This window comes from uncultured Alistipes sp. (assembly GCF_949296715.1).
Classification (GTDB): Bacteria; Bacteroidota; Bacteroidia; order Bacteroidales; family Rikenellaceae; genus Alistipes.
Map to the genome: position 1 here is coordinate 1 of NZ_CASFQD010000029.1, position 17091 is coordinate 17091.

At 59.5% G+C, this 17091-nt stretch carries 10 protein-coding genes; 9 read left to right on the forward strand and 1 reads right to left on the reverse strand.

The window, feature by feature from the left end:
- Positions 1-433: 433 nt before the first annotated feature.
- From Q1Y33_RS04830 to Q1Y33_RS04860, 7 genes are all read left to right on the forward strand, one after another.
- Entirely contained in the window at positions 434-1420 is a 987-nt protein-coding gene (locus Q1Y33_RS04830) for a BACON domain-containing protein (protein ID WP_300798619.1), read from the forward strand.
- A 45-nt stretch (positions 1421-1465) separates the two neighbouring features.
- Positions 1466-2980, forward strand: a complete 1515-nt coding sequence (locus Q1Y33_RS04835) for a BACON domain-containing protein (RefSeq protein WP_300798620.1) — start codon at positions 1466-1468, stop codon at positions 2978-2980.
- A 38-nt stretch (positions 2981-3018) separates the two neighbouring features.
- Positions 3019-6006: a SusC/RagA family TonB-linked outer membrane protein gene (locus Q1Y33_RS04840; protein ID WP_300798621.1), complete on the forward strand. Its 2988-nt coding sequence runs from the start codon at positions 3019-3021 to the stop codon at positions 6004-6006.
- 19 nt (positions 6007-6025) lie between these two features.
- Positions 6026-7741 (forward strand): RagB/SusD family nutrient uptake outer membrane protein, encoded by a 1716-nt coding sequence (locus Q1Y33_RS04845; RefSeq protein ID WP_300798622.1) that lies wholly within the window; start codon positions 6026-6028, stop codon positions 7739-7741.
- 49 nt (positions 7742-7790) lie between these two features.
- Positions 7791-9299 (forward strand): calcineurin-like phosphoesterase family protein, encoded by a 1509-nt coding sequence (locus tag Q1Y33_RS04850; RefSeq protein WP_300103077.1) that lies wholly within the window; start codon positions 7791-7793, stop codon positions 9297-9299.
- A 69-nt stretch (positions 9300-9368) separates the two neighbouring features.
- Positions 9369-11609 (forward strand): glycoside hydrolase family 31 protein, encoded by a 2241-nt coding sequence (locus Q1Y33_RS04855; RefSeq protein ID WP_300798623.1) that lies wholly within the window; start codon positions 9369-9371, stop codon positions 11607-11609.
- 101 nt (positions 11610-11710) lie between these two features.
- Positions 11711-13321 (forward strand): DUF6377 domain-containing protein, encoded by a 1611-nt coding sequence (locus tag Q1Y33_RS04860; protein ID WP_300798624.1) that lies wholly within the window; start codon positions 11711-11713, stop codon positions 13319-13321.
- A 60-nt stretch (positions 13322-13381) separates the two neighbouring features.
- Here Q1Y33_RS04860 and Q1Y33_RS04865 read toward each other — a convergent pair whose 3' ends face one another.
- Positions 13382-14647 carry an anaerobic sulfatase-maturation protein gene (locus Q1Y33_RS04865; protein ID WP_300798625.1) on the reverse strand — a complete coding sequence of 422 codons (1266 nt, stop codon included), beginning with the start codon at positions 14645-14647 and terminating at the stop codon, positions 13382-13384.
- A gap of 141 nt (positions 14648-14788) precedes the next feature.
- On the opposite strand from Q1Y33_RS04865, the gene Q1Y33_RS04870 reads away from it, so the two are divergent.
- Entirely contained in the window at positions 14789-16786 is a 1998-nt protein-coding gene (locus Q1Y33_RS04870) for a glycoside hydrolase family 97 protein (protein WP_300798626.1), read from the forward strand.
- A gap of 223 nt (positions 16787-17009) precedes the next feature.
- On the forward strand, positions 17010-17091 hold an 82-nt coding region (locus tag Q1Y33_RS04875), incomplete at its 3' end, for a DUF4372 domain-containing protein (protein WP_300798627.1).

Genomic DNA, 17091 nt, shown 5'->3' on the forward strand with positions numbered 1-17091 from the left:
TAACTCAATCGGACAAGTCCTCTTCCAGAGGGCGGATATCCGTGAAATTTATAATCAGCCGACAACTCCCGTTAGTGTTCCGGAGGCGGGTTCTGTCGAGCAACCTACTTTATGGTAAAATTTCTCCGGACAGCAGTGTTTCGATATGAAATATGAAAAGCCCCGTATAAGCCCAATCCGTCGACAAAAAAACTTTCAAAGAGGATTTTCCTGCCCAAACACAAGTCCATACGTCTATATAACGACCGGGAATATATAGATACAAGGAACTGATTATAAATGCATAATAAGATGAATTGATCTATATTATCAGGTATTGCACTTTCCCGCCTTTCATAAAATAGATAATTTTGCAAAGCAATGAGCCCGACTTACGATTTGTAATTTTTTTAACATTTCTCAATCCATATCACAAACCAAAACTTGCCAACCTATGAAGAAAACATTTTTACGCATGTTGCTTCCTGCGCTCCTCATCGGTCTGCTTGCATCCTCCTGCATCGAGGACAAGGCAAAAGATGCGGCTGCCAGGCTCATCGTGAGCAAGGTCAGCGTGGAGGTCATCCAGACCGGAACGCTGAGCACCGGATCAAAAGCCACGCTGGACATTCTGGCCAACCGTGGCTATACCATCATTCCTTCAGCCGACTGGCTTTCGGTCGACAAACCCGTCGGGAAAGGCCGCGTGACGGTTGTGATCGATGTCGAGGCCAACGACACCGAGAAAGCCCGCACCGCATACCTCACGGTGACGAGCGAGGAACTGACTGAAACCGTAACCGTAACACAGACGCTCGACCCCGACACCGACGACGGGCTGGAGATCGGCCATGTCTACCTCGAGGACGACTTCGCATGGTGCGAACAGTTCGGAGGCGACGACCAGGTACAGTTCCCCGACCAGAGTTCCACGACGCCCGTCCGCAACGAGTCCGCTGCCGTAGCAAAGTTCGAAGAGATGGGCTACAGCGAGTACAACTACGCCGGCAATGCCTTCTACATGGCCAAGCACTACTTCAAGATGGGCAAGAACAACCAGCAGAACGGACTGGCCATCGACATGGGCAAGTACATCGAGAAGGAGAAATCCTCGACCGTCACGCTGACCTTCGATGCTGCTCCGGTCGTCTCGATCAACGGCTCGGGATCCGACATCACGCTCCGCGGCATCGACGACACATCGGTGACCGTCGAGGTCTACGAAGGCCCGGGAACCGTCGACGGCCCCACCTCCAAGACCAGCGATGCGCTCACCATGTCGAGCGTCACCTCCTGGAACCAGTGGGTAAGCATGAAGGTTACGCTCTACGGCGTCTCCGACCGTTCGCAAATCGTCATACGCTCCACTCAATTCGGACAATCGGGATACCACCGCTGGTACCTCGACAACATCAAGATGGTCAAGGCGCCCCGCAACTAAACTGGGTCAACAATCATAAACCGAAACACCATGAATTTCAAACATATGTTATTCAGGGCAACGTCCGCCCTGCTGTTCATGTCGGGAATCGGGCTGGCAGGATGCAACGAAACCGAACCCGATGCATTTCTCACGGTCACCCAGCAGGAGATCGAGGTCGAATATACCGGACTTACCGTTGAGGGAGAGATGGTGAATTTCGAACTGGGGACCAACCGTTCGTGGCAGGCCACCTACGTCGAAGAGTGGATTCACCTCACCCATAGTGAGGGAGACCGCGGCCGTGTACGCATCTTCCTCGACATTGACGAGAACAATACCGGCAAGGACCGCACCGGATTCATTATCTTCGAAGGCGAAGGCGGAACACGCCGCACCATCGCCGTCACGCAGAAACTCAAGGTCGACGCGCTTTCCGTCTCCCCGACGGAGATCACTGTCGTGAAGTCGGGACTGCTCGAAACGGGCGAAAAGGCCGAAATATACCTCTCGACCAACAGCGACTGGACAATCACGGTTGCCGACAACAGCAAGTGGATCACTCCGGCCGCCACCTCCGGGGAGGCCGGCGACATGAGCATCGAACTGACCGTCGAGCAGAACAAAACCGGCGGCGAACGCACGGGATCGTTCGTCATCAACGCCGGGTCGAAGAGCGAGACCGTCACCGTCATCCAGAATCTCGAGGGATTAAAACTCTCCGCCGACAATTTCCGTGTGAACAAATTCGGATTCTCCGACGAGGCCCAGACCCCGCTGACCTTCACGATCACATCCGCCGAAGCGTGGACATCGACCTGCGACGACTGGCTGTCGATCGAACCCGCCTCGGGAGAGGCAGGGGAGACGGAGGTGACGCTTCTCGTCGACGAAAACACTTCGGGAGCACCCCGCGAGGGAGCGGTGAAGATCACCACCTCGCTCAACGGATTGGAAGCTACGCTCACCGTCTCGCAGAACACCAAAACCAATATCTACGATGACGACGGAAAGGCAATCGGACATGTCTACTACGAAGAGCCGTTCGACTGGGCCATCCCGTTCGGCATGGACGACCAGGTCGGGCTCGACGGCACCAAATGGACGCGACTCAGCGTGCAGGCGAACGACGAGATCAAGGCCGCCTGGGCGGCATGCGGCCTCGAGGACCTCAATCCGGGTGCGAACTGCCTCTACATCGCCTCCGACTACCTCCACATGGGCGGCAAGAACAAGCAGACGGGAGTCATCCTTCCGGCCATCGACGTTCCTGCAGGGCAGTGCACCGATGTGGAACTTGCGTTCGAGACCTGCGCCAATATTGGCGGATCGGGAAATCCCGATGCCATTACCGTCACGGTCGAGATTCTCGAAGGCCCCGGCACGGTAAACGGCGACTCGGAGAAGTTGAGCGCCCCCATGACCCCCGATCCGGTCTGGGGATGGACGCCCATGAGCGTGACGTGCTACGGCATCACCGCCGACACCCGGATCGTCATCCGCTCCACACAACAGGATGCAAGCGGCTATTTCCGCTGGTTCCTCAACGACATCAAGATGACGAAAACCGCAGTAGAATAATTTAACGGGACCCAAACATGAAAAACATACTGTCAGATATGAACAAGAGATTTGCAGCGACGGGGAGATCCCTTGGGGGCTATCTTCTGCGCATCGTATGCTGCCTGCTGCTGACGACAGCCGCGCTGTCCCTGCAGGCACAAACCCGCAACCAGGTGAGCGGCCGGGTGACCGACGCGGCCGGCGAGCCGCTCGTCGGCGCCACCGTCGTGGTCGTCGGCACGACAACCGGAACGACGACCGACATCGACGGAAACTATGCGATCAATGCCCCGGCCGCCGGGCAGCTGAAGTTCTCGTACATCGGATATGCCGAACAGACGGTGGAGATCGGCACGCAATCAGTCATCAATATCACCCTGCAGGACGACAGCCAGGTACTCAAGGATGTCGTGGTCATCGGATACGGCACGATGGAAAAGAAGTCGGTGACCTCATCCATCACCTCGATCAAGGGCGACGACCTGACCACCGGCATGGGCGGGTCGACAATCGCCACGGTACTTCAGGGCAAGGTTCCCGGACTGACTATTTCGGGCAGCTCCAGCCCCAACAGCAGCAACGGATTCCAGTTGCGCGGCGTGGCATCGATCAATGCCAGCCAGAGCCCTCTCGTCGTGATCGATGGCATCCCCGGCGGCGACATGCGCGCCCTCATCCAGGAAGACATCGAGTCGATCGACGTACTGAAGGATGCCTCGGCAGGTGCCATCTACGGCACACGCGCGGCCGGCGGCGTGATCCTCATCACGACCAAACGGGCCAAACAGGGGCGCGTAAGCGTAAACTATACGGGAGAATTCTCGATCGAAAGCATCCGCAAATACCCCGACCTGCTCTCCTCGAGCGAGTATGTCGAATACGGGCTCGGCGAGGATTACGGATCGGATACCGACTGGTTCAAGGAGCTGACCAACGAGCTGCCATTCTCGCAGCGCCATACGGTGAGCCTCTCGGGAGGTACTGAGGCCGCCCAGGTCTATACCTCGTTCATGGCCCAGGACCAGAAAGGTATCGTTATCGGCGACAACCGCAAGGACTATTCGGGACGTATCAATGCACGTTTCAACCTCTTCGACGGACTGGTCGAGGTACGCGCCAACGCCCAGTTCCGCGAGGCGGAGCGCGACAACCGCAACTCGTCGGGAATCTTCAAGATGGCGTTCGGGCTCAACCCCACCATCCCGCTCTACGACCCCGAGAATCCCTCGGACTACAACGTCGTGGGGAACGGCATCTCCGGCACGAGCTTCAACCCTGTTGCCGACATCATGCTGCGCACGAAAAACGGCAAGGACCAATGGCTGCTGGCCGACGCCACGGTGAAAATCAACCTGATGAAGGGGCTCTCGCTGCAAGGGACCGTAGGCATCGACAAGCGCCAGTACCAGGAGTACACCTACGTCTCGCATGACCACAAGGAGTCGATCGACAACAGCCGCCGCGGAGGTGCCTCGCACAAGTTCAGCAAGGATAACCGCGTTTCGGTCGAGGCATACGCCAACTACCACCGCACCTTCGCCGAGGACCATACGCTCGACGTCGTGGCCGGATACAGCTTCTGGCAGGCCGGAGGCGAGAGCTTCAGCATGTCGAACTACGACTTCCCGGTCGACGGAGTCGGCCCGTGGGACATGGGCGTCGGTTCGTACCTCACGGACGGCCGCGCCTCGATGGATTCGAGCAAGGACCCGCGCGAACGGCTGCTGTCGCTCTTTGGGCGTGCCAACTACTCGTACAAGGACCGCTACATGGCAACGGTAAGCTTCCGCCGCGAAGGTTCCTCAAAATTCGGCCCGAACAACCGATGGGGTAATTTCTGGGCCGTCTCGGGAGGCTGGCGCCTCTCGAACGAGGCCTTCATGCGCGACATCCGCTGGATCGACGACCTCAAGATCCGCCTCGGATACGGCGTAACGGGTAACAACGGTTTCGGAAACGGCTACACGACCCGCATGTACACGGCCAACGACATGTGGCCCACCAACGGGATCTGGCAGCCCGGATACGGCTCGGTCCGCAACATCAACCCCGATCTGAAATGGGAGGAGAAGTCCGAGTTGAACGTCGGGTTCGATTTCGCGCTCTTCGACAACCGCCTCTGGGGAAAATTCGACCTCTATTACCGTCAGGTCAACGACATGCTCTACAACGTCAACGCCCCGATGCCCCCGATGGTGCACGACACGGTGATGAAGAACATCGGCAGCCTCGAGAACAGAGGCTGGGAGTTCGAGCTCGGCGGGGACATCGTACGCAGCAAGAACTTCCGCTATACGTCGTCGGTACGCCTGTCGCACAACAAGACTCGCATCAACCGGTTGGGAGACGACGGGTTCTTCCTCGACGAGGTGACGTTCCCCTCGCCGGGCAACCCGGGAACGGCCGTGCGCCTGCAGAACGGACTTGAGCTGGGACAGTTCTTCATCTACAAATACGCCGGGCTCGACGAGAACGGCAAGTGGCTGATCTACGACAAGAACAACGAAATCGTACCGGCCATTGACGGCAGCACCTCGAACCTCATCGCCGAGAACAAGCATTTCGTCGGCAACGCGATTCCGAAGGTCATTCTGTCGTGGGACCACACCTTCAAGTACAAGAACTGGGACCTGTCGGTCTACCTGCGCAGCTGGCTCGACTACGACGTCTTCAGCCAGGTGAACATGTACTACGGACTGGCCAATGACTCGCAGCTCAACGTCCTCAAGTCGGCCTACACGCGCAACCGCAACATCAAGGACGAAAAGATCCTCTGCGACTACTGGCTCGACGACGGATCGTTCCTCAAGATCGACGCCATCAACCTCGGATATACGCTCGACCTGAGAAAATGGACGCGCTACATTCAGTCCGCGAAACTCTACCTGACGATCCGCGACCTGGCCGTCTTCACCAACTACAACGGGCTCAACCCCGAAGTCGACATCAACGGGCTCTATCCCGGATTCGAGTACGTCAACGACACCGCATCGATGTATCCGCAGACGACCCGCTTTACGCTGGGTGTGCAGATAACCTTCTAATCCAAAATCGAAAATCGTTATGATCAAGAAACATATAATTGCCGTACTGGCCGGGGTCGCCGCCATCTCCGCACCCTCCTGCGACCTCGACGAGAAATTCTACTCGGAAGTCACCCCCGACACCTTCATCACCTCGCCCGAAAGCACCTACGCCGTGCTGTGCCGGCCCTTCACCCACTGGAAATGGTACATCGGGGCCGACAGGTGGTACCTCCAGGAACTGACCACCGACGAGATGGTATGTCCCAAACGTGGCAGCGACTGGTACAACGGCGGAGAATACTATCGCCTGCACTACCACACCTGGTCGCCCGACGACCGGTTCATCGTCAATACCTACGACGGCACCACCGGGGGCATCTCGCGCGCCCTGGAGGCCAAAGCCGACCTCCAGGCCGTAGACTACAACGCCATCGGGCTCGACGACAAGGTCAAGGCCGACCACATCAACCAGCTGAACGCCATCACGGCCTACTTCTACATGCGCGGGCTCGACTACTTCGGAGGCATGCCCATCTACTATTCGGTCAACGACGACCTCCGGGGCCGCAGTACGGCCCGCGAGACCTTCGAGCATGTCGAGACCCTGCTCAAGGAGGCGATCCCGACCCTCACGAAGAAGACGACGCTCGGGGCATCCGAAGACGGCTACATCAAGCAGGCGGCTGCCGCAGCGATGCTGGCCCAGCTCTACTTCAATGCCGTCGCCTACATCGGCGAGGAGCGTTTCGAGGAGTGTGCCAAGCTCTGCCGCGACATCATCGGAGGCGTCTATGGCACCTACGATCTCGATGACACCTGGTACGGCCCTCACAGTTTCGACAACAACACCTCGCCGGAGGTGATCTGGACGGTGCCCTCTGAAAATGCCAAACTCGAATGGAACTGGTATTTCAAATACTTCTACCACTATTCGGCCTATGAGTACTTCGGGAGCGAGACGGCCGGATACAACGGATTCATGCTGACCCCCTCGCTCGACCCCCAGGGCCGCTACTATAACCAATGGAAACTGGGCAACACCTACCGGAAATTCCACGACAAGGACCTGCGCAAGAAGCCCTATCGCTACCTCGGCAACGGACAATACGAGGGTATGTTCCTCATCGGTGAGCAGACCAACCCCAACGACCCGTCGAAACAGTGCCTCGGGCAGAAGGAGTACAGCGGCAAGGTGATCAACCTGGTCGACCAGGTCGCCCGTTTCTCGGAGGTCGGCAGCAAGTACAATTCGGTCGCCGAGCTGACCTCGACGATGGCCGACGGCGAGGAGAACTCAGGCGTCCGCCTGGTAAAGTCCCCGCAACCCGACCTTGACGACATCCAGTTGCGATGGAATCCCGATTGCCCGGTCATCCGGCTGACGGAGATCTACTACATGCTGGCCGAATGCGAGATGCGGGCAGGGCAGAAGGGAACGGCCGCCGCGCTGATCAACCAGGTACGTGCGCGCAACTTCGAGAACAGGGAGGACCCCGACCCCGTGACGGCCGACAACCTCGATGAATACCGCATGCTCGACGAATGGATGATCGAGTTCCTGGGCGAGGGGCGCCGCCGTACCGACCTGATCCGCTGGAACAAGTTCACGACCGACGCATGGTGGGACCACACGCCGCTCGGCGACGAAGAACAGGCCAGGAATCTGAACCTGTTCCCGATTCCCAACTCGGCCATCTCGGCCAACAACCTGATCAAACAGAATCCCGGGTATACGGGCTATAACCCGCAATAGCGCCCGCGGGCACCGGATTCAAGAGTGTTGAACATTAAAAACCGAAAAAATGATCAAATACATCAAATATTATCTGTTGGCCTTTCTGCTGGTCACCGGTTCGGTCGCCTGCAGCGAGGACGAAGGCGCCCAGATTCTCGGAGCACTTCACGAAAAGGTGGACATCGAGCCCGAACCCGGCATGAACCTCGTAGGGCGCGTTACCGACGGCAAGAATCCGATCGAAGGTGTCGTTGTCAGCGACGGCTTCACGGTGACCACCACCGATGCCCGGGGCATTTACCAGATGCGCGTCAAACGGACGACTCCGTTCGTCTTTGTCTCCGTGCCCGCGGAGTATGAGATCCCGATGGAAAACGGGCATCCGAAGATATACAAGAAGATCGCTTTGGGCGACAACGACGTCGTGCAGCGCAGCTTCAAGCTCGAACGGGCCGCCAAAAAGGAGCGTTTCACCCTTCTGGCACTGGCCGACGTGCAGATCGGCCGCGAAGACGAGGTGACGATGCTCGACGAAGAGGTGCTTCCGTTCCTGATCCCCTACGTACAGGAGGAGCTGCAGGCTCCCGTCTACGGCATCTCGCTGGGCGACCTGGTATGGGACAACATGCCCTACCACACGATCTACAAGGAGCGAATCCAAAAGATCGGCGTCCCCGTATTCCAGGCCATCGGAAACCACGACCACGACAAGGCTGTCTCCGACGATACGGAGGCCGACGCCAGCTTCGAGTCGGCATTCGGCCCCACGTATTACTCCTACAACATCGGGGACTGCCACTTCATCGTCCTCGACGATGTCCTCTACGCGGGCTCGTCCTCCTATACGGCCGACATCACCGACGAGCAGATGGCCTGGCTGGAGCAGGACCTGCAATACGTTCCCAAAGACAAGCTCATCATCCTGGGCGTGCACATCCCGACGTCGCGCCGCAACCGTCCCTCGACCCAAGTCGAGAACTGCGAGGAACTCTATGCTCTGCTCGACGGCTACCAGGTGCGCATCCTCTCGGGACACTCGCACAACAACTACACGACCACCATCTCCGAATCGATCGAGGAGAACACGCTCGGGTCCGTCATGGGGGCCTACTGGAACGGGAAAGAGCTGTGCAACGACGGCAGTCCCCGCGGTTATGCGGTCTACGAAATCGAAGGGAACCGGATCAAGAACTGGTACTACAAGGGTACGGCCTATCCGCGCGAATACCAGATGTACCTCTACGGCCCGGGTGAGGCCGTCTCGGAGCAGTACCGCGACGGACTGATCTTCAACATCTTCAACTGGCACACCACCTGGACGGTCGAGGTGCAGGAGGACAATTCCGACTGGGTGACGCTCCCCTCGGACTCGAACCTCAAGTACGAAATGGACCGCCGTGCATACGACTTCATGTTCGGCGAAACCGTCCCCGAACACCGTCCGACGGCCGAACCCGAGGATAAGAACGACCACATGTTCTACTACAAGCCCGTTTCAGACTCCTGGGAGAAGGTCACGGTGAAGGCTACCGACCCCTACGGGAACGTATACACCGAAAGCATCCAGAACGAATAGTCCACGGTCTCAACAACCCTCCGTGCCCTCCTGCGGGAGGCACGGAGGATCTCAACCATGTCTCTGCCCATGAAAAAAACGATTCTCGCACTCCTGATCGCCATGTGCTACGGGCTCTCCGCCCGGGCGCAGGACTTCGAAAACCCCCTTGTCTTCGGTGAGAACCGCCTGACGCTCATCACCCCGACCCTGTTCCGGCTGGAGTTCGCCCATGACGGGAAATTCATCGACGCCCCGACCTACTTCGCCTACGACAGAAGCAACCTGCTCCCCGCCACCGAGTTCAAGGTCCGCGCGTTGGGCGACAACCGCTACGAGATCACGACCTCGGCCCTGCGCATCGTCTACGAACACGACGGATTTCCTTTCGGGCTCCACAACTTCGCAGCCTACTATACCCTCAACGGCAAAGAGAAGAAATTCACCAACCGCTGCATCTTCCGCAATAACCTCGGAGGCCCGATCGAGACCCTCGACCGCGTCACCGGGGAGATTCCCATGCACGACGGGCTGCTGAGCCGCGACGGCTGGTACGTGATCGACGACGAACGCACCGACCTGCTGATCGACGGATGGCTCGCCCCGCGCGACACGAAAAGCCACGTACAGGACCAGTACTGCTTCGTCTACGGCAACGACTACCGGGCCGCCCTCGCCGACCTGGGGGCCATCAGCGGGCACGTGCCCATGACCCGCAAATACATCCACGGCGTCTGGTACTGCCGCTACTGGGACTATACCTCCGAAGAGTTCCTCTCGATCATCGACGGATACGAAGAGAACGACTTCCCGCTCGACAACCTCGTCTTCGACATGGGGTGGCACACCTACGACGCACAAATCGGGACCGGACACGCCGGCAGCCGCAGCTGGACGGGCTACACGTGGGACCGCACGCGTATCCCCGACCCCGGAGCACTGATCGCCGAGGTGCACCGCCGCGGCGTCACCGTATCGCTCAACGACCATCCGCACGACGGAATCCGTCCCCACGAGGAGATGTACGCAGACTTTATGGCCGACATGGGCGCCGACCCCTCCAAACCGCTGCTCTTCGACGTTGGGGACCGAAAATACATGGAGACCTTTTTCAAACATGCCCACCATTCGACCGAAGATCTGGGAATCGACTTCTGGTGGCTTGACTGGCAACAGAACTACCTCTATCCCGAGGTGCGCGGTTACCGCTCCACGACACTGCAATGGATCAACGAGCTCTACTACCGCGAAACCGAGCGGAAAGGGCTGCGCGGCGCCGGATACAGCCGCTGGGCCGGCTGGGGCGACCATCGCCACCCGATCCAGTTTTCGGGCGACGCCCAGGCCAACTGGGAGCTGCTCGCCTTCGAGGTGAAGCTCACCGCCGCCAGCGGCAACGCGGGCTGCTATTACTGGGCGCACGACATCGGCGGATTCCGCGGTGACCCGAATCCCGAACTGACGGTACGGTGGACACAATTCGGAGCGCTTTCAGCCGCCCTGCGGGTCCATTCCACGAAGGATGCGCGCCTCGACCGCCGCCCGTGGCTCAGCGGAGAACGCGAAACCGTCGCCATGCGCCGCATGTACCACATGCGTTCGGAGTTGATGCCCTACATCTACAGCAGCGTCTGGCAGACCCACTCGACGATGGTGCCCCTCAACCGCCCGATGTATATCGACTACGGGCATGAGAAACCCGCCTACGAAAATCCCCAGGAGTTCCTCTTCGGGGACAACCTGCTCGCCGCGCCGATCACCTCGCCGGGAGAGGGCGAAGAGAGAATCGCCTCACAACAGGTGTGGTTTCCCGCAGGGGACGTATGGTACGACTTCTTCACCCACGAACGTGTCGACGGAGGCCAGGTGCGCCGCATCGCCAAACCGCTCTACGAATTCCCGCTCTACGTCCGCGGCGGCTGGGTGCTGCCCATGCAACCCTACACGCCCCGTCCCGCATCGACACCGCTCACCACGCTCGTCATGCGCGTCTATCCCGCATCGGGCGATGCCGACAACACCTATACGCTCTACGAGGACGACGGATTGACCCGCGATTACGAACGCGGCCTGTACGCCACCACGGAACTCAACTACCGTCGCCAGGGAGAGGTGACGACCATCACCATCCGCCCCGCGTCGGGCAGCTACGAAGGGCAGGTCCCCCAACGGGCCTACAGACTCCAGCTCCCCGCCATGGGAGAAATCCGCCGCGTCAAGGTCAACGGCCGCGCCGCAAGGATTTCGTACGATACGCAATTGGAGTGCCCGACCGTAGAAGTCCCGGCAACGGACATCCGCAAGGAAATAAGGATAGAGATCTTCGGATAACCTTTCCGGAAACGACCCGCACGAAAAGTGAATCCCGCGCCATGGAAATGATGCGGGATTCGCTTTTTTTTTATAAATTTGTCCTCAAACGACCGCTGCCGATGAGAAAACCGTCCCTTTCCGCCATCCTCGGTGTCGCGACCTGTCTCGTTCTCTTCTGTGCCTGCCGCAAAGACGGCAACGAACAGGTATTCGACGAACTGGATCGGGTCATCAGTCAGAAATCCTGCTACGCAGAGCGTTTCAACCGACAGGCCGATTCGCTGCGCCGGAGACTCGGCGCTGCACCCGACGACACGTCAAGATGGCAAATGGCCCACCACCTGTTCAACGCCTACATCACCTACGACATCGACTCCGCCGCCCGTTACTCCGAACTGATGTACCGTTATGCCGCCGCAACCGGCGACCGGGAGATGCAGTTCCTCTCGACAACCTGCGATGCCGGGGTGCAGATCGCCCGCAACAATGTCGGAAGAGCCTACAAACTGATCCTCTCGCTCGACACGGTCGGCATCAACAAACGCATGCGGGCGAATTACTATACACAGCAGATGGCGATTTTCGGACGGCTCGCCGCCTCGGAAGGCCCCGAAGAGCAGCAGGCAAAATATGCCGATTCTCTCGTCCGGCTGCGCCACACGCGCATCGGCTTCGACGGACACTCGTACGTCACCCGCCAACGACTCCGGGCCCTCGAACTCATGGACATGCACCGCTATGACGAGGCGCTGGAGATTCTGCTGCCGCTCTACGACCCCGAAAAGTACAACAACCGCACGCTCGCCCGCATCGCCTACAACATCGCCAACGCCTATGAGGCGCTCGGCAATCGGGAGCAGAACAAGTTATGGCTCGCCACGACGGCGATTTCGGACCTCCAAACCCCGGTCCGCGAGTACCTCTCGCTGTACAACCTGGCGCTGCTGATGTTCGAGGAGAAGGATATGGAGCGCGCGGCGCGTTATATCCAGTGCACGATGTCCGACATGCTGGAGTGCAACTACAACACCCGCATCCTCCATTCCAGCCAGGCCGAGATGATCATCAACCAGGCCGTCGTCTACAGCATCAACTCTCGCAGCCGCATCCTGACCGTCATGATATACATCTTCATGGCACTGTGCGCCATCATCCTGCTGTTGCTCATGTATACCCTGCAGCAGCACCGGAAGCTGCAGCAGACCAACAGGCAGCTCAACGAGTGGAACGAGCAGATCCGCCAGCTGAACGACAGCCTGCGCGACGCCAACAGGATCAAGGACAACTACGTGTTCCGCTACATGCACCTGGCCACACAGTACATCGGCCGGGTCGATCAATATCGGGACGAATTGCGGAAAACGGCAAAAAAAGAGGGGCCCGAGGCCCTGATGCGCAAGTTGCGGTCGCCGTCGGATGTCGACCGCGACTACCGGGACTTCTACCGGATTTTCGACGAGACGTTCCTCGGCATCTTCCCCGATTTCATCGAGCAGGTCAACGCCCTGCTCGAAGAGTCGGCCCGTTTCCCCGTACGTGCCGACAAGACGCTGCCCACCGAACTGCGGATCCTGGCCGTCATGCGGCTCGGAATTACCGACAGCGGACATATCGCCAGCTTCCTCAACTGCGCTTCGACGACCGTCTACACCTACCGCACCAGGTTGCGCAACTCGGCGCTCGGGGCGCGCAACGAATTCGAAAAGCAGGTGCGGCTCATCGGCTTCTGACCGGCAATCCGGAGGGGAGGGCGAAAGTACACGCCGTGCTCCGATACGCCGTCGCAGCCGCTACATCAGACCCATGCGCTTGCGCGCGAATGGGATGACCCATGCCGGCGACTGCTCCTTCGAGAGCATCTCGCGCATGTACTCCATATAAGGTTCCACGTGGCGGAAATAGTGGTACAGGCCTTCGCAAAGAGTATTTTTGCGGCAGCCGTCCGATCCGGTCTCGAAGCGGTGCTTCGGGCACTCGCCCCGGCAGGCGAAGTAGTAACGGCAGCGCAGGCACTCGGCCGGCAGGGCATTGCGCTTCGCCAGGCCGAAGTCGCGGCGCTTCTTCGAACGATAGATTTCCACCAAAGGGGTCTCGCGGATATTTCCCAACTTGTATTCGGGATAGACGAAGTGGTCACACGAATAGACATCGCCGTTGTGCTCGACGACCAGGGCGTCTCCGCATGTCTCACCCATCGAGCAGACGCCCGGCTGCACGCCGCACCACTGCGCCAGCGTGGCGTCGAACATCTGCACGAAGACCTGCCCCACGTCGCCCACGACCCACTCGTCGAAGACGTCGCAGAGGAACTGCCCGTAACCGTCGGCCGTGACCGACCATTCGGCCAGCCGCGCCCCCTCGCGTTCCGGGGAGACGATCAGCGGGCGGTGGAAGCCCTCCACATCGACAACATGCTCCACGGCCGGGAGGAACTGCATGTAGCGGCTGCGGACCGTGTCGCGGAAGAAGCGGTAGATCTCCGCCCCACGCCCCTCCGAGAGGCGGTTCACGACGCTCAGCGTGTTGTACTCCACGCCCCGCGCGCGGAACATCTCCACCGTCTGCATCACCCGGCGGAAGGTCGGACGGCCGCCCTTCGTGCGGCGGAAGGCGTCGTGGAGATCCTCCGGGCCGTCAAGCGAGAGTCCCACCAGGAAATTGTTCGCTGCAAAGAGGTCGCACCACGCCTCGTCGATAAGCGTGCCGTTGGTCTGCAGCGTGTTCTCGATGCGCTTGCCGTCAGCGTACTTCTGCTGAAGGGCCAGGGCCCGCCGGTAGAAGTCGATACCCAGGAGCAGCGACTCCCCGCCGTGCCAGCAGAAGGTCACCGTCGGCACGTCGTTGGCCTCGATGTACTGGCGGATGTAGCGCTCGAGCAGTTCGTCCGGCATCACCGCCTGACGGCCCCCGTACTGCACGGCCTTGTTGAGGTAGTAGCAGTAGTGGCAGTCGAGGTTGCACGCCGAACCGGCGGGTTTGAGCATCGTCGAGAAGGCCACGGGACCCGTCTGCTTCTCGGCGTCGCGGAAGGTGAATATGTCCTTGTTTCTGGTCATCGGGAGCGGCTCCGGCCCGGGAAAAGCGCCGTCGGGGTCCGGATCGGTGTAACAAATATAGGAAAAAAACATCTTTCTGCGGATTCGGTTTCGCTCTTGGGCGGTTTTTTCGTACTTTCGTGCGAAACCAAAATCCAACCCATGAAAAAACTCATTCTAACCCTCTGCCTCTGCTGCGCCGGTGCCGGAATCGCCGCGGCAAAAAGCTATGAAGTGAAATCCCCCGACGGGAAAATCGCCGTGCAGGTGGATGCCGGCAAGGAGGCCGTCTCCTACAGCGTGCTGCTCGACGGCAAACAGCTGATCGCCCCCTCGTACCTGGCGCTCGAACTCGCCGACGGCCGCACGCTGGGCACGAAGCCCGTCGTACGGAAAGCCGCGGTGAAAAGCCACGACGAGACGATCGATGCCCCGTTCTACAAACGCACGACGATCGAAGACCGCTACAACGAACTGACCCTCTCCTTCAAGGGCGACTACCAGCTCCGCTTCCGCGCCTATGACGACGGCGTGGCCTACCGCTTCGTCACCGACATGGACGGCGAACTCGTCGTGGCCGACGAGCTCGTAGACATCCGCTTCCCGGAGGACTTCAAGGCGTGGGTGCCCTACGTAAAGGCCCGCATCAAGGAGGGAGGCCTCGAGCGCTACTACTTCAACAGCTTCGAGAATACCTATACCGTACAGCCGCTCTCCGAGGTCGCCGACAACCACCTGGCCTTCGTGCCGCTGCTCGTCGACGCCGGATGCGCGAAGATCGCCATCACGGAGGCCGACCTCGAGCAGTACCCCGGCATGTACCTCTACAACCCCACGCACGGAACGGCCCTGCGCGGCAACTTCGCCCCCTACCCCTCCAAGGAGGTGCAGGGAGGACACAACGAACTGCAGCTGATGGTTACCGAGCGTGAGGATTTCATAGCCCGCACGCAGGGTACGCGCGCCTTCCCGTGGCGCATCTTCGTCATCGCCGGGAACGACATCGAGCTGGCCGACAACGACATGGTCTACCGCCTGGCATCGCCCTCGCGCGTCGAGGACACCTCGTGGATCCGTCCGGGCAAGGTGGCCTGGGACTGGTGGAACGACTGGAACATCTACGGTGTGGACTTCCGCGCCGGCATCAACAACGACACCTATAAGTATTACATCGACTTCGCCTCCAAGAACGGCATCGAGTACGTGATCCTCGACGAGGGCTGGGCCGTGAACAAGAAGGCCGACCTCTTCCAGGTGATCCCCGAGATCGACCTCCAGGAGCTGGTTGACTACGGCCGCGAACGCAACGTGGGCATCGTCCTCTGGGCCGGCTACTACGCCGTGGAGCGTGACATGGAGCGTGTCTGCAAGCACTTCTCCGAGATGGGCGTCAAGGGCTTCAAGGTCGACTTCATGGACCGCGACGACCAGAAGATCTCCGACTTCGTATACCGCCTGGCCGAGACCGCCGCACGCTACCACCTGTTCCTCGACCTGCACGGATTCCACAAACCCACGGGTCTCCAGCGCACCTATCCCAACGTGCTCAACTTCGAGGGCGTCTTCGGCCTCGAGCAGATGAAGTGGAGCGGCACCGACATCGACCAGGTGACCTACGACGTCACGATCCCCTACATCCGCATGCTGGCAGGCCCGATGGACTACACGCAGGGCGCCATGCGCAACGCCACGCGCGGCAACTACCGCCCGGTGAACTCCGAGGCCATGAGCCAGGGCACGCGCTGCCGCCAGCTGGCCGAATACGTCATCTTCGAGTCGCCGTTCAACATGCTCTGCGACGCCCCGACGAACTACCTGCGCGAGGAGGAGTGCACGCGCTTCATCGCCGCGGTGCCGACGACGTGGGACGAGACCCGCGGACTGGACGGACGTGTCGGCGAGTACGTCTCGATCGCACGCCGCAAGGGTGACGTATGGTATGTCGGCGGCATGACCGACTGGTCGGCCCGCGAGTTAACGATCGACCTGGGATTCCTCGGCGAGGGGGCCTTCACGGCCGAGGTGTTCCGCGACGGGATCAACGCCGACCGCGCCGCCTGCGACTACAAGCGCGAAGTGGTCGAAGTGCCCGCCGACCGCCGTATGACGCTGAAGATGGCGTCCGGAGGCGGCTTCGCCATCCGCATCGTCCGCAAATAGGCTACGGAAAACGCTCAAACCCTGCCGGGCGGTTCGATCGTGAGCCGCCCGGCACTGTTTTCTGCGCGGGCCGCGATTTACAAAAGCGGTTCACTAGTGTCCGGAGAAAAATTCTCCGACAATGTTTTAATTATTAAACATCAATAAGTTACAAGCATTAGAAATTTTTTCGATTAGAACATCAGTAACTTTGCGGTAGCCATCAAGAGGTTATCCGCAAGCCATGAACAAAGGAAAAACAATCTTCGCTCAGATTATGTCTCTCATTAACGAATACGAGTTCAAGAAATGTGTCGACCGCTACA